Annotated in this window: 12 protein-coding genes; 7 read left to right on the forward strand and 5 right to left on the reverse strand. The window is 35.9% G+C overall.

Annotation, left to right across the window (positions count from 1 at the left end):
- Positions 1–45: 45 nt before the first annotated feature.
- The 4 genes from kdpB to IEW40_RS02535 all read right to left on the reverse strand — a co-directional run bounded on the left by kdpB (position 46) and on the right by IEW40_RS02535 (position 5778).
- Entirely contained in the window at positions 46–2088 is a 2043-nt protein-coding gene (gene kdpB, locus IEW40_RS02520; protein WP_188616506.1) for a potassium-transporting ATPase subunit KdpB, read from the reverse strand.
- Between the two features lie 64 nt (positions 2089–2152).
- On the reverse strand, positions 2153–3850 hold the full coding sequence (kdpA, locus tag IEW40_RS02525) for a potassium-transporting ATPase subunit KdpA (protein ID WP_188616507.1): 1698 nt from the start codon (positions 3848–3850) through the stop codon (positions 2153–2155).
- Between the two features lie 149 nt (positions 3851–3999).
- The gene (locus IEW40_RS14250; RefSeq protein ID WP_188616790.1) at positions 4000–4077 is read right to left on the reverse strand and encodes a potassium-transporting ATPase subunit F; all 78 of its coding nucleotides are present in this window, start codon (positions 4075–4077) and stop codon (positions 4000–4002) included.
- Positions 4078–4437: 360 nt separating this feature from the next.
- Positions 4438–5778, reverse strand: coding sequence for a sigma-54-dependent transcriptional regulator (locus tag IEW40_RS02535; protein ID WP_188616508.1), 1341 nt, complete (start codon positions 5776–5778; stop codon positions 4438–4440).
- A 152-nt stretch (positions 5779–5930) separates the two neighbouring features.
- Here IEW40_RS02535 and IEW40_RS02540 point away from each other — a divergent pair, with 152 nt between their 5' ends.
- Positions 5931–6671 carry a dienelactone hydrolase family protein gene (locus tag IEW40_RS02540; protein WP_188616509.1) on the forward strand — a complete coding sequence of 247 codons (741 nt, stop codon included), beginning with the start codon at positions 5931–5933 and terminating at the stop codon, positions 6669–6671.
- Positions 6672–6854: 183 nt separating this feature from the next.
- Here IEW40_RS02540 and IEW40_RS02545 read toward each other — a convergent pair whose 3' ends face one another.
- Positions 6855–7451: a class I SAM-dependent methyltransferase gene (locus IEW40_RS02545; RefSeq protein ID WP_188616510.1), complete on the reverse strand. Its 597-nt coding sequence runs from the start codon at positions 7449–7451 to the stop codon at positions 6855–6857.
- A gap of 237 nt (positions 7452–7688) precedes the next feature.
- Between IEW40_RS02545 and IEW40_RS02550 the strand changes: the two genes are divergently transcribed.
- From IEW40_RS02550 to IEW40_RS02575, 6 genes are all read left to right on the forward strand, one after another.
- Positions 7689–8390 carry a peroxiredoxin gene (locus tag IEW40_RS02550; RefSeq protein WP_188616511.1) on the forward strand — a complete coding sequence of 234 codons (702 nt, stop codon included), beginning with the start codon at positions 7689–7691 and terminating at the stop codon, positions 8388–8390.
- A gap of 545 nt (positions 8391–8935) precedes the next feature.
- A complete protein-coding gene (locus tag IEW40_RS02555) occupies positions 8936–9583 on the forward strand; it encodes a DUF47 domain-containing protein (protein ID WP_188616512.1) in 648 nt (215 codons plus the stop codon).
- Positions 9583–11241, forward strand: coding sequence for a LuxR C-terminal-related transcriptional regulator (locus IEW40_RS02560; RefSeq protein WP_188616513.1), 1659 nt, complete (start codon positions 9583–9585; stop codon positions 11239–11241). Before IEW40_RS02555 ends, IEW40_RS02560 begins: the two co-directional genes overlap by 1 nt.
- A gap of 20 nt (positions 11242–11261) precedes the next feature.
- Positions 11262–12644: an OprO/OprP family phosphate-selective porin gene (locus IEW40_RS02565; protein ID WP_188616514.1), complete on the forward strand. Its 1383-nt coding sequence runs from the start codon at positions 11262–11264 to the stop codon at positions 12642–12644.
- 19 nt (positions 12645–12663) lie between these two features.
- The gene (locus tag IEW40_RS02570) at positions 12664–13497 is read left to right on the forward strand and encodes a lamin tail domain-containing protein (RefSeq protein WP_188616515.1); all 834 of its coding nucleotides are present in this window, start codon (positions 12664–12666) and stop codon (positions 13495–13497) included.
- A gap of 31 nt (positions 13498–13528) precedes the next feature.
- The gene (locus IEW40_RS02575) at positions 13529–14170 is read left to right on the forward strand and encodes a hypothetical protein (protein ID WP_188616516.1); all 642 of its coding nucleotides are present in this window, start codon (positions 13529–13531) and stop codon (positions 14168–14170) included.
- Positions 14171–14177: the final 7 nt, after the last annotated feature.

Below are 14177 nucleotides of genomic sequence, written 5' to 3' on the forward strand. Positions count from 1 at the left end.
TTACTTTTTATTTCTGCTTTCTGATTTCTATCTTCTATCTTTTCACTACATAAAAATGGCTACGATTAAGTCTATTATTTTGATACCGATGAATGGAATTAAAACACCACCTAAACCGTAAATTAAAAGGTTTCTTCTGAGCAAAGCGCTGGCACCAATAGGTTTGTACGCTACCCCTTTCAAGGCCAATGGTATCAACATAGGGATGATAATGGCATTAAAAATTACCGCTGAAAGAATGGCAGTTTCTGGCGAATGTAATTTCATGATATTCAAACCTTGTAACGCTGGAATAGAGGTAATAAAAAGCGCTGGAACAATGGCAAAATATTTCGCTACGTCATTGGCTATACTGAATGTGGTTAAGGTACCTCTGGTCATTAGCAATTGCTTACCGATTTCCACCACTTCAATTAATTTGGTTGGGTCATTGTCTAAGTCCACCATATTGCCCGCTTCTTTGGCCGCTTGTGTACCGCTGTTCATGGCTACGCCTACATCTGCCTGAGCCAAAGCAGGTGCATCATTGGTTCCGTCACCCATCATGGCTACCAATCGGCCTTCAGATTGTTCTTTTTTGATGTAGTTCATCTTATCTTCTGGTTTGGCTTCTGCGATGAAATCATCTACTCCGGCTTTTTCTGCAATATATTTTGCGGTCAATGGATTATCACCCGTCACCATCACGGTTTTAATTCCCATTTTTCTCAAACGTTCAAAACGCTCCTGAATGCCTGTTTTGATGATGTCTTGTAATTCTACCACTCCAAGAACTTTTTCGTTTTCTGAAACCACCAAAGGAGTTCCACCATTACTAGAAATAGATTTTACAACATCATCTATTTCAACAGGAAAATGATTCCCTGCTCTTTCAACAATTTTTTTGATGGCATCTGAAGCTCCCTTTCTAATTCTGGTATTATCTACATTAATTCCAGAGCATCTGGTTTCTGCGGTGAAGTTGATGTATTCAGCATTATTGACATCATAATTCAATGGATTTACAGCTGCTAATTCTATAATAGATTTACCTTCAGGTGTTTCGTCAGCCATGGAGCTCAGTACCACAGATTTTATAAAATGGCGTTCTTCTACTCCGTTGGCCAAATGAAAATGGGTTGCTTTTCTGTTCCCGATGGTAATGGTACCTGTTTTGTCTAGTAAAAGTACATCTACGTCACCAGCTGTTTCTACGGCTTTACCACTTTTGGTAATCACGTTGGCGCGCAAAGCTCTATCCATACCAGCAATTCCGATGGCAGATAAAAGTCCACCAATGGTAGTAGGAATCAAACAAACAAAAAGCGAAATAAATGCTGCAATGGTAATGGGGGTTTGAGCGTAATCTCCGAAAGGTTTCAGGGTGATTGTCACAATGATAAATACCAAGGTAAATCCTGCCAAAAGTATAGTCAGTGCAATTTCATTGGGTGTTTTTTGTCTGGAAGCGCCTTCTACCAAAGCAATCATTTTATCTAAGAAACTTTCGCCAGGTTCTGTAGTTACTTTTACTTTGATAAAATCTGACAAGACTTTGGTTCCGCCAGTTACGCTGCTTTTATCTCCACCAGCTTCACGGATTACAGGCGCACTTTCTCCGGTGATGGCACTTTCGTCAATAGTTGCCAAACCTTCTATAATTTCGCCGTCTGTTGGGATGATGTCTCCTGGTTCGCAGATAAAGATATCTCCTTTTTTCAATTGACTAGAAGAAATTAAGGTTACTTCATTCAACGTTAATTCACCCATAGGATTGATCCATTTGGCTGGGGTCTCTTCTCTGGTTTTTCTTAGAGAATCTGCCTGCGCTTTTCCTCTGGCTTCGGCAATAGCTTCCGCAAAATTGGCAAATAAAAGGGTAAGAAAAAGAATGAAGGTTACGATAAGGTTGTACACCAAACTTCCTTGGCTACTTTCTCCCAAAGCAATCCAGACACAAACGCCCGCCATTACTAAAGTACCTACCCAAACCATAAACATTACAGGGTTGAGAATCATTTTGGCTGGATGTAGCTTGATGAAAGATTGTTTCAAAGCTTCATTTATTAATTCTGGTTGAAACAATTTATTTTGATTGTTATTTTTCATTTTTTTATTCGTTATAAGTGAGCTGTAAAAAGTTAGAAGTTTTAATAATATTCACTTGCATTTCTCAGAGACTAAAATATTCTGCAATAGGTCCTAAAGCTAAAGCTGGGAAGAAAGACAAAGCCGCAACGATGGCAATGACAGCAAAAACCAACAATCCGAAAGTAACGTTATCTGTTTTTAAAGTTCCTGCACTTTCTGGGATGTATTTTTTGGCAGCCAAACTTCCTGCAATGGCCACTGGGCCTATGATAGGTAAATATCTCGCCATCAACATTACCATTCCGCAGGCGATATTCCAGAATGGGGTATTGTCTCCCAAGCCTTCGAAACCACTACCGTTATTAGCACTAGAAGAAGTAAATTCGTACAACATTTCGCTGAAGCCGTGGAAGCCAGGATTATTAAGCCAACTGGCATAAGTTTCAGGATTTTGAGCATAAGTATAACTGGCAATGGCAGTTCCTGTAAGAATGAGGAATGGATGTAGCAATGCAATCATCATCGCAATTTTCATTTCTTTGGCTTCTATTTTTTTACCAAGAAATTCTGGTGTTCTACCCACCATTAATCCGCTGATGAAAACTGCCAGAATAATGAAGATATAGAAGTTGAGAAAACCTACTCCTACACCACCATAAAATGCATTTACCATCATTCCCAACATTTGGTTCATCCCGCTTATAGGCATGAAACTGTCGTGCATAGCATTGATACTTCCTGTAGAAATAACGGTGGTAGCAATACTCCAATATGCTGATGCTGCAGAACCAAAACGTAGTTCTTTACCTTCCATATTTCCCATAGTTTGTGAAATTCCCATATTGGAAATGGCTGGGTTTCCATTAACTTCAGCAATCACTGTAGGTATTGTCAATAGAAGAAAACCAACCGTCATGACTCCGAAAACTGTCCATGCTAATTTTCTTCTTTTTATGATGTATCCCATTGCAAAAACCATTGCCAATGGAATGAGCATTTGGGTAACGATTTCTATAAAATTGGTGATGTAATTAGGGTTTTCAAAAGGATGGGCAGAATTAGGCCCAAAAAAACCTCCACCATTGGTTCCTAAATGTTTGATGGCTACATAAGCAGCTACAGGGCCACGGCTGACTTCAACATTATCACCCTGAAGATTGGTGATTGCATCTTTGCCTTCGAAAGTCATGGGAACACCATTAAAAGCTAATAAAGTAGCTACTACTATTGCTATTGGTAATAAAATTCTGGTGCAACTTCTCACGAAAAAGAAGTAGAAATTACCCAATTTATCGGTAGTTCTTTCTTTCATGGCCATAAAAACAACAGCTGCAATGGCCATTCCGCATCCTGCAGAAATAAACTGCCATAGCATAAGGGATAATTGCCCTAAATAAGACATTCCAGTCTCGCCAGAATAATGTTGCAAATTGGTATTGGTAATAAAACTAACGGCAGTGTTAAAAGCTAAATCTCCGCTCATTGAAGGATTTTTATCCGGATTTAGAGGAAGCCAACCCATGTTGGTTAATACGAACATGGCGATGAGAAACCAAACCATATTGATGGTAAGAAGTGCCACCAAATGTTGTTTCCAATTCATTTCTTTTTCAGGGTCTATGCCTGAGAGTCTATAAAAAAGTCGATCAACTGGGTTTAAAATTTTATCCAGCCAAGTCTTTTCATTGCTGAATATTTTGCCAAAATATCTACCCAAAGGTATTGCTAGAGAGACGGTGATGGCAAATGTAAAAATGATTCCTAAAATTTCTGTATTCATTGTATGGGTTATTAAAATGGGGAAAACAATAATTTACTCAATGAAAATACCGTGCATAGAAGCAGTAATATTGCTGCATAGATCAAGATTTCTGTAAGGCTTTGTTTTAAACTATTCATGGTAATTATTTACATTATTATTAAACTATTCTAAAATTTTTCTGGTTTGATAAGCACATAAGTCATGTAGAAAAATGCGGCTAAGGCGATAAAAAATAAGAGTATCATACTTTTTCGAAGAATTTGATGGTTAAAAAGAAAATTACAAAGAGTACTATTCCTAGTAGAGTAAGTGTGGCAGTCATAGGATTAAAAAAAGTTTTTAATGATTAATGTGGCAGTGATTAAAGTCCCGAAATAGGCAGCCAATAAGTGCCAAGATTTCCAAGAACTATAGGTTTGTTTTTTACTAAGGTTTTGCATTTTTATCTATATTTATTTGCCATAACCTTCTCAATTCTAATTCCAAAAAGAAAGAAATACACTCAAAACACTGTAATTCAACACAATAAAACAAAAATCACCCTATGCTATAAAACAAAACCCTTTCAAAATGAAAGGGTCTATACTATCGAAATGAAAGGGTTACTATTTTAATTGATATTCTTCTAGCTTTCGGTAAAGCGTAGTAAGAGCAATATTGAGCAATCTGGCGGTTTCGGTTTTGTTACCGTTGGTATAATTCAAAACTTTTTGGATATGAATTTTTTCTGCACTTGCCAATTCGAAAGCGGATAAGATTTTAGGTTCTTTACTTTGAACTTTTTCGAAATCTAAAGGGAGAGAATCAGCGTTTAAGGTATCACCATCAGAGAGAATTACGCTTCTTTCAATCACATTTCTCAGTTCACGAATGTTCCCTTTCCAAGAATGCACTTTTAGAGATTCTAGATAATCTTCGGAAATACCTTTTATTTTTTTACTGGTACTATGAGCAAACTTTTTAAGAAAATACAGTGCCAATTCTTCTATGTCTACTATCCTATCTCTGAGTGCTGGCAAAGAAATATTGAAAATATTGATTCTATAATACAAATCTTCTCTGAAATGACCAGCTATAATTTCTTTTTGCAAATCTCTATTGGTAGCGGCTATAATTCTTACATTGACTTTTATGGGTTTGTTGTCTCCCACTTTTAAGAATTCGCCAGACTCTAAAACACGCAAAAGTTTGGCTTGCAAATCCAGAGGCATTTCCCCTATTTCATCTAAAAAAACCGTACCGTTATTGGCTTCCTCAAAAATACCTTTGGTTTCCTTGAGAGCACCTGTAAAAGCACCCGCTTTGTGACCAAACAATTCGTTTTCTAATAATTCTTTGCTGAATGCAGAGCAATTAACCGCAATAAAATTCTGATGGTTTCTTTGGCTGGCATTATGAATCGCTTGTGCAAAGACTTCTTTACCTGTTCCTGTTTCACCTGTAAGCAATACTGTAGCATCTGTGGTTGCTACTTTTTGGGCAGCCTCTTTTGCAGATTTTATGAGTTTAGACTTGCCAATGATGTGGTCAAAAGAAAGCTTATCTCCCAATTGTTTTTCTAGTTGAAGAACTCTTTTATTAAGTGCTACTTTCTCTGAAGCTTTGTATACTAAAGGAATGATTTTATTGTTATCATCACCTTTGGTGATATAATCAAAAGCTCCGTTTTTAATGGCTTGTACCCCATCTGGTATATTGCCAAATGCTGTTAACAAAATAATTTCTATGGTGGGAAATTTTCCTTTGACCAATTTAGAAAACTCTACGCCATTGCCATCTGGTAATTTCACATCACAAAGCAATACATCAATATCAGAAATTTCTAATTTTCTGAGACCACTTTTCAAATCCGAAGCCTGAAAAACTTCAAACCCTTCTAAAGCGATAATTCTAGAAAGCAGTGTTCTGATTTTTTCTTCGTCGTCTATGATGAGAATTCTTGACATAGTAAAATTTTGGGTACAAATATACAGCAGAAGTTATAATAGTTGATGATGAAATTACTAGTCATCTATCAAAACGTTTTATTTTATCTCTTAACAATAAGAATATTATGTTAAAATAAATGCTTAATTTTCAACAATAAAAATAAATGAAAATGAAACAATTATTCTCTATTGGATTTCTTACTCTTGCTCTGATGAGCGTATCTGCACAACAACTAAAACCTGTTTCTTATGCTGATGGCACCCAAAAACTAAATGGTTTGGTGACGTCTAACGCAGGAAAAAAGCTACAAGGCGTGTTGATACTCCCCGCTTGGAAAGGAATAGACAACGAAGCCAAACAAGCTGCCCTAGACCTAGAAAAAGCTGGCTATATTGCATTTATTGCCGATATTTACGGTGAAGGAAATGTGCCAACAGACAATGGAGCAGCTGCTAAAATTGCAGGACAATACAAACAAGATTATCAGGCTTACCAAAAGAGAATAGCACTAGCACTAGAGCAACTGAAAAAAGCAGGTGCTGATAAAGTGGCAGTCATTGGGTATTGTTTCGGGGGAACTGGCGCATTAGAAGCCGCTAGAGCTCAGTTACCAGTTGCAGGTGTTATCAGCATTCACGGTGGTTTGGGTAAAGATGCTTCGAGACCTAATGGCACTTTAAATACTAAAATTTTAATAGAACACCCTGCCGAAGACCAAAGTGTGCCACAAGAAATGGTGAATGCCCTCATCAAAGAAATGAATGAAGGTAAGGCAGATTGGCAAATCTATACTTATGCCTATTCTAAACATACTTTTACTAACCCAGAATCTAAAGATTATAACCCCGTAATGGCTAAGAGAGCTTGGCAACATACATTGATGTTTTTAGATGAAGTGCTAAAGAGATGAGTGATGAGTGATGAGTGATGAGTGATGAGTGATGAATGATGAATGATAGTTGATTGATGGATGATGGGTGATGGGTGATGGGTGATTGTAAATCTAAAATTTTGAATTGAAACGGCAGTTGGAAAAGAGATAAAAAAAGTAGAAATGAGAAACGCAAGCGATGATATTGCTTGCGTTTTATTTTTAGTTCTTACGGGCTACAAAACGGATGACAGAGCCTTCACCTTGATGGTAAGGACCTTCGTCTAAGTGAATAATGCTTTGACCAATAAATTTAAAAGCGACACCAGGAAAGTTTTTCTGAATCTCTTCTAAAGAAAAAAGCATTTCCGCTTCTTTCGGTCCACCAGAAGAATAGTTCAATTGCTCTTTGCTAAAAGCTTCAAAAATAATAACGCCTCCAGGTTTTAATAGGGAAAGCAAATGAGCATGAATGGCAGTGCGCTCAGCCGCTGGAAAGTGTGCGAAAATAAGCACCAAACCATCAAAAGATTGTTCGGGATATCCCAAATCAAAAACATCGCCTACCAAGTAATCTATGGTTACTTGCTGTTCTTGTGCTAGAGCTTCGGCTTTGTTTTTGGCAGATTCACTAATATCAAATGCAGAAACAACATAACCTTTTTTAGCAGCAAAAACGGCATTTCTACCCTCGCCTTCTGCTGCAAAAAGTACTTTTCCTTGGGGCAATTCATTGATGGATTGTTGAAGAAATTTGTTGGGCAATGTGCCATAGACAAATTCTTTTTCCGCATAGCGGTCGTTCCAAAATTCTTTCATCGTGTGTATTGGTTTTCTTAATTCTACAAACTTAGTGTATTTATTGCAAAAATACGACAACAAAAGTAACATAATTATCTATATCAATAGACGAAACAAATAACAAAAAGAAACTTCATCTATCACATCTATAATATACGAAAATCTTTTTACAAACAAAGAAACAAGAGTTACTTTTTAAAATGATTTATTCTGAGACTTTTGTACTATAAACTTAACAATAAATATTAAATAAAAATGGAGAATCAGACCTTTATGCCAAGAATTGGGGACCAAGCCCCAGAATTTACAGCCATCACTACGCAAGGAACCATCAATTTCCCAAAAGATTATGCAGGGAAATGGGTAGTATTCTTTAGTCACCCCGCAGATTTCACACCGGTGTGTACTTCTGAGTTTATGACTTTCGCCCACATGGAAAAGCAGTTCAATGAGGCCAACTGTGAATTGCTAGGACTTTCTGTAGATGGTTTATACAGCCATATCGCATGGTTAAGAACCATTAAAGAAAAAATAGAATACAAGGGAATGAAAGACATAGAAGTTAAGTTTCCTTTGATAGAAGACATTACGATGGAAGTTTCTAAAAAATACGGAATGATTATGGAGGGAGAAAGCAGCACAAAAGCAGTAAGAGCCGTGTTTTTTGTTGACCCTAAAGGAACGATAAGAACCATCTTATATTATCCACTAAGTGTAGGAAGAAATTTTGATGAAATCTACAGAACATTAATCGCCCTACAAACAGCTGATAATTTCGACATTGCTTGTCCGGCAGACTGGAGACCTGGTGATGATGTGATTGTACCTACCGCTGGTTCTTGTGGCGTAGCCAAAGAAAGAATGGAAGACAAGGAGCATCTAGATTGTAAAGATTGGTTCTTCTGCACCAAAAAACTAGATAAAGATGAAGTATTGAATGCCATCATCAAAAAATAGAAATTGAAATATAACACCTTACAAATCTCCACTTTGAATTGCAGTGGAGATTTTTTTTACCCTTTACAAAAAAAAATAAGACAGAAAGAGCATTCTCATTTAAAAAATAATGTAAAAGAATAAATAGCATAAGCTAAGGAATAATATCTATGTATACTCCCAAGGACTACCTCTGTGAAAACATTGGTAGAGTTTTTTTTAAAGAAAAAAACAGACAAATAGAGTCAACGCAATTCTATGTGTTAAAAATGGTTAAAATATAGAACAGATATTAAGGTAAAAAAGTCCTAAAAAGTCATTTTATAAACATAAAATTGCTAAACAATAACTCTACGGCATAATGATTATTAGCATAACAAACAAGCAAGTTACACTACATAAATTTTATAAAATATTAATTTACAAATATTTACAAAAAATAAAAAATCTACAAAAAAACAACTGACATAACTCATATTTTGAAAAACACTTAATAATGGTCTACAAGTTTAAATTTGTCTCTGTAGAAATGAAACCGTTAACAGTTTCTTAAAAAAACAAAAGAGATGTTTAAATTTAAACAAACCAATGACACGATTAACAACATTAATCATTTTTTTGATGTGATTGATCAAGCTTTAATTGTCTTTAAAGAAGGAACTAAAAATTATCTCTATAACCATACAGAACAATTCAACACCAATCTTGAGAGCATGTCTGCATTAGAAAACGAGGCAGACAACCTAAGGCATAAAATAGAAAGCAATATCTACAGTCTAACTTCACTTGCCAGAGTACGTGGTGATATTATAAGATTGATAGAAAATATGGATGACATAGTAGATATATTAGAAAGTAGCTTATTTCAATTTGAAATTGAAAGGCCTTATGTACCTGCAGAATTGTACGCAGATTTTGTAAGACTTACAGAGCTGTCTACCATGGCGGTAGAAAATCTAATACCAGCAGCAAAATCATATTTTAAAAACCCTGAGAATCTGAACGAAAAAATACATAGAGTGTATTTCTATGAAAAAGAAACCGATAAACAAGCGCAGAATTTAAAGAGAAGAGTATTTCATGACTTTAATACTTTAAAGTTGAGTGAAAAATTCCATTTAAGATATTTTGCATTGCACATCGAAAATCTATCTGATGCGGCAGAGAAAGCAGCAGACCAACTATTAATCATGTCAATTAAAAGAGGAATCTAATGCTGGTACTCTCTCTCATATTAATTTCTCTATTTTTTGGATGGTGGCTGAGTACTTCAGACTATGCATTCAGTTTCAGTGGACTCTTTTCTACTCGATACTTTAATGCGTCCCAAATAATAGGCATAAGTATGGGAGGTCTAATTTTGGGAGGCCTATTGACCTGTAGTAGTCAAGGAGAAGCTATAGAGATTTCATCGCCCATTATTTCATTGACCTTAGCTTTTTCAGCATTTTTCGCAGTATTATTGACCTATAAAATAAGCAAATTAAGTTCAGTAATCTATGCATTAGTAGGCTCTTTGGTAGGTTGGCAATACTATAACACAGGAACTATAGACTGGGGATACCTTGTAAAAAACAGTATAGTCTGGACCATTGCTCCGTTAATAACCATTGCATTGTCCTACTTTGTGACTTTGTTTTATAAAAAATACATTGTCAACACTAATTTACACTATTTAAAACTCAACCAATATCTTAAGATTGGCATCTATCTGAATGCAATAGTATTGGCATTATTGATAGGAATCAACAATGGAGGAATGCTTATCTTATTGATTAAAAGCATTAAGACTAATTATCAATTTGCGTTAGACACCTTGCCCATGAGTAAAGATTACTTTATTTATTTGGCAGCTGTATTGCTTATTGTACTGTTTACTTTTTACAAAACCCAAAACAATGTAAAACATTTGGCACAAGCCAACGCCAATGCTAGTACGGAAACTACCCTTGTCGTTATCAGTGTTTCTAATTTGGTGATTCTACTTTTCAGCACTCCACTATTGGTTATTCCTCTATCTTTTCCACAGATTATAATGGCAGCAGTATTGGGAAATGCTCTTACCAAACAAAATATACAAATAGAAATAAAAAAAATAGCCCGTTGGATGATCGTATTTGTACTCGCTCCATCTTTGGCATTTTTTATTTCCTATTTTACCTTGCACCTCATCAGTAAACAATATATTTCTCAAGAAAGCAATATCAACAATGGAGATGATTATAACATCATCAACATCGCTACCCCACTCTTTTTGGTGAGCATTATTATTCTTTTGGTAGGTGTAATATTTTATTTAGCAAAAGAAAATAAACTAAAACTGAAGGCTCAAAAAGAAGTTTTGAAACATCAAGAGAACTTATTTGAAAACCAAAAATCACTTTCTGCGATGGAGGTAAAAACCATTTTGCTAGAAAATGACAAACTCAATACAAAACTAGAGCTCAAAAGAAAAGAACTTACCAATATTGCCCTCAACATTACCGAGCAAAAAGCATTTTTAGAAAAAATACACCAAAAATTAAAAAACTTAAAAAGCATAGACCTCCCTGAAGAAAAAAATAAAAAGTTAGATGAACTAGAAAGAGAGGTTTTTCAGAAAATGAACTTCTCACAAGAAATAGAACATTTTTATACTCAAATAGAAAACCTACACAAAGATTTTAACATACGGCTTACAGAGCACCACCCTCACCTTACGGAAAACGACAAAAGATTGGTCACCTTACTAAGGCTAGGATTCTCTACAAAACACATATCATCACTCACCAACATTTCACCTAAAAGTGTAGAAATAGCCCGGTACAGATTGCGGAGCAAACTAGGACTTTCTCACGAACAAAACCTGATTAATTATCTAAAAACAATTTAAAACTTAAACAATAACTTACCATGAAAAAGTTAATACTTTCTATGGCATGCTTAGGCTTGTCCTTGACCGCCTACGCCCAAAACGAAAAAGATTCTGTAAGGTATGACCAATACGGAATAAAAGTTGACAGAAAACCACTTCAGACCGAAGAAAGAAATGGAATTCTAGTCATGGAATCTAAAGATTCTAATTACAAATTATGGTTTGACATCCGTGTACACGTAGATGCGGCTACTTTTTTCGGTCAAGACAAAGATTATGACCCAATAGGAGACGGTGCCAGCATCAGAAGAGCACGTTTCGCTGTAAAAGGGCAAGTAACCCCAGAATGGTATGGTGAAGTAGATGTCAATTTTGCTAATGGCGTTTTAGAACTGAAAGATGCTATTGTAAGATACACAGGCTTCAATGACTGGGAATTACAAGCGGGTAACTTCAAAGAAAATTTCCAACTGACTAGAAACACCTCATCTAGATATCAACCATTAATGGAAAGACCTATGGTGGCCAATAATCTAGGGCCAAACCGTAGTGTGGGGGTAAATGCTAAATACCAAAAGAAATGGATTTTTGCTTCTTATGGAGTATTCTTCCATGCTGTAGAAGATTCAGAAACCAGAACTTATGTAGAAGACAACAACAAAGATTATGGCAGAAAAGAAGGATTGGCACATACCGCAAAAGTGGTTTTCCAACCTTTATACAAAAGTTCTGATGCTAGTTTACATCTAGGAGCAGCTGTTTCTAGACGTAAACCTTCTACAGACGTAGACCCAGGTGAATATGGAGGTGTAAGAATAAGCACTAGAAATGCCACCAGCATCAACAGAAAAAAATACCTAGATACTGATGTAATTCCGAATGTAAACTTCAGCCTCTACTCTACTTATGAAATTGCAGGACACTACAAGGGACTAAGATTTGAATCTGCCTATGTACAAGACGATGTACACATTCTAAAAGATGCTCCAGCTAACGTAAACAAAAGTGTAAAGAAATTCCACGGAGGATATGTTATGGCCAGTTATCTGCTTTTCGGTGGAAAACAAAAGTATGATTACAATGGCGCAAAATTCAATCAAGTAAAAAGAGGAAGAAGCTGGGGTGATATAGAATTGGCTGCTAGATATGATTATATGGACCTAAACAGTGGTGGTGTTTTGGGAGGCTCAGGAGAAAACTACACTTTTGGAATTAACTATTACACCTCTAAAAATGTAAGATTCTCTTTAGATTATCAATATTCTAACAACGATAGATATGCCAACGGAAAAGGTAAACTCTTTGTAGGACATGATGTAAACGGAAACCCTACCAAAGACCCTTCGCAAGTGGTAGAAGCAGACGGAAAAGCAGGTGTAGACTTCCATATGGTGGCCGCAAGAATTCAAATTGATTTTTAATAATAGTAAAACTTAAACAATGAAAAATTTATTACAACTCTCAATATTCATCTTATCTCTAGTAGGACTGCAATCTTGTGTAGAAGATGAAATGTATGTAGGGCCAGCCACAATAGTAAGTGTAGCAGCCACACCTATAGCCCCCAACTCTACAGAAACGGTAACTGTAATGGCAAAAATAACCGACCTAAAAGGAGTAACAGCAGTTAAATTATATTATAAAACTTCAACTGAAAGTACTTTTAAATCTGTAGATATGCCTGCCACTTCAGAAAAATTTATGTACTCAGGTATCATTCCTGCTTATCCTAAAGACACTACAGTACAATATTATGTAGAAGCCAACAATGAAAACAACCTGACTACTTATTACCCTGCAAAAGCCCCTACAGCTACTGTAAGCTATAAAGTGGGTGCGTCTTCAGTAGTAAAATTGTTTATCAATGAAGCCTTTGCAGATGGTACTAAAGATTCTACTGACCCAGACTGGGTAGAAGTTTACAATGACTCTGATATAGAAGTAAGCTTGAACGGGTATGCATTTTACGACGACGGCATAAAAACCTCAAACGGTGCAAAACCTAAAAGAATTCTAGGAGATATCAAAATACCATCTAAGGGTTTTGTATCTATCCCTACAGAGTATAATGGTGAAACGGTAACGTTCGGGTTAAGTACCTCTGGAGATGCGGTATATCTAGAAGATAAATCTGGTGTTTTGGTGACATCTCTAGACTTCAACGGCATTAGTTTATCTGGCAAAAAATCGTATGGAAGAAAACCTGATGCCTCTAGCACTTTTGTGACCTTTGCTAACCCAACTAAAGCAGCATCTAACAACAATGCTAACTAATACAAATAAACAAATTATATAAAAAATTACGATGAGTAAAGAACAAATGGAGATTGGTGCAATCTCAAAACCTAGATTTGAGTTCCGTACGTTCGGACAAAACTTTGATGAAGCAGCCAAAAGAATGGCGAGATTATCTATACCAGTTCCTGAAAAAGTATGGGAAAGAAGTAGTGATGAAATCTACATTTTATCTAGAACCAATGACATAAACAATACCAAGATAAGAGACGGTAAAATGGACATTAAGACCTATGTACAAACTGTAGATGGACTAGAACAATGGAACCCTCTAATGAAAGGAGAATTCCCTATAGCTGCAGAAGTATTAAGAAATGAAGTATTCCCTGCATTTATGGTAGAAATGCCAGCATTAACCCAAGAAACTTACACTTATGAAGAATTCATCAGTATGATAGAAAACAACCCTGATTTGGCTGCAGTAAGAGTGCATAAGCAACGTTTCGGGTACATGGTGAATAATACCATCTGCGAAGTAGGCAATGTACTAGTAAATGGTGCAAAAATAGTAACCATCAACTCAGAATCTACTGAGCTAGAAGACATTAAAAAAACCATTGTAGATGTAAAATTAGAAGGTGTAGAAAATATCAACTATCTTCAAGCCATCAAAAGAGTCATCGGAATGATCAACAAACCATTAGCAAACTAATAAATAA

The organism is Cloacibacterium rupense (genome assembly GCF_014645495.1).
GTDB lineage: Bacteria > Bacteroidota > Bacteroidia > Flavobacteriales > Weeksellaceae > Cloacibacterium > Cloacibacterium rupense.

Bases quoted from the DNA above. Each gene is read 5' to 3' on its own strand.
- kdpB (WP_188616506.1), bottom strand. From the start codon at position 2,088: ATGAAAAATAACAATCAAAATAAATTGTTTCAACCAGAATTAATAAAT.
- kdpA (WP_188616507.1), bottom strand. From the start codon at position 3,850: ATGAATACAGAAATTTTAGGAATCATTTTTACATTTGCCATCACCGTC.
- IEW40_RS14250 (WP_188616790.1), bottom strand. From the start codon at position 4,077: ATGATACTCTTATTTTTTATCGCCTTAGCCGCATTTTTCTACATGACT.
- IEW40_RS02535 (WP_188616508.1), bottom strand. From the start codon at position 5,778: ATGTCAAGAATTCTCATCATAGACGACGAAGAAAAAATCAGAACACTG.
- IEW40_RS02540 (WP_188616509.1), top strand. From the start codon at position 5,931: ATGAAACAATTATTCTCTATTGGATTTCTTACTCTTGCTCTGATGAGC.
- IEW40_RS02545 (WP_188616510.1), bottom strand. From the start codon at position 7,451: ATGAAAGAATTTTGGAACGACCGCTATGCGGAAAAAGAATTTGTCTAT.
- IEW40_RS02550 (WP_188616511.1), top strand. From the start codon at position 7,689: ATGGAGAATCAGACCTTTATGCCAAGAATTGGGGACCAAGCCCCAGAA.
- IEW40_RS02555 (WP_188616512.1), top strand. From the start codon at position 8,936: ATGTTTAAATTTAAACAAACCAATGACACGATTAACAACATTAATCAT.
- IEW40_RS02560 (WP_188616513.1), top strand. From the start codon at position 9,583: ATGCTGGTACTCTCTCTCATATTAATTTCTCTATTTTTTGGATGGTGG.
- IEW40_RS02565 (WP_188616514.1), top strand. From the start codon at position 11,262: ATGAAAAAGTTAATACTTTCTATGGCATGCTTAGGCTTGTCCTTGACC.
- IEW40_RS02570 (WP_188616515.1), top strand. From the start codon at position 12,664: ATGAAAAATTTATTACAACTCTCAATATTCATCTTATCTCTAGTAGGA.
- IEW40_RS02575 (WP_188616516.1), top strand. From the start codon at position 13,529: ATGAGTAAAGAACAAATGGAGATTGGTGCAATCTCAAAACCTAGATTT.